The sequence below is a fragment of the Cytobacillus oceanisediminis 2691 genome (genome assembly GCF_007678455.1).
GTDB classification, from domain to species: domain Bacteria; phylum Bacillota; class Bacilli; order Bacillales; family Cytobacillaceae; genus Mesobacillus; species Mesobacillus oceanisediminis_A.
The window spans coordinates 1-242 of record NZ_VEEP01000366.1 but is presented as its reverse complement, the minus strand read 5'-3'; the positions used below and the strand labels follow the sequence as shown (position 1 = coordinate 242).

Genomic DNA, 242 nt, shown 5'->3' with positions numbered 1-242 from the left:
ACCAGCAAAACCAGCCCCATTCTCAATCCTGTAATAACATTTCAATCCCGAACCAATTCAACGCCCTTTCCCACCTTCATTTTTTCTCAATCCTTTTCTTTCTTCCCTCCAATTTTACCCACAACTCCTCCAACAACTCCCACACATCCACATGTATCCCCCACTCCCATATTCTCATTCCCACTAATTTTACGCATGAACCACTCCGTCAACCCCGGCTCAATGGTCCAGTATAGACCCAT

1 protein-coding gene is annotated in these 242 nt (G+C 45.5%); it reads right to left on the bottom strand.

Features of this window, described 5'->3' with window-relative positions; genetic code table 11:
* Positions 1 to 86: 86 nt before the first annotated feature.
* Positions 87 to 242 (bottom strand): PTS transporter subunit IIC, encoded by a 156-nt coding sequence (locus FS736_RS25655; RefSeq protein WP_395883968.1) that lies wholly within the window; start codon positions 240 to 242, stop codon positions 87 to 89.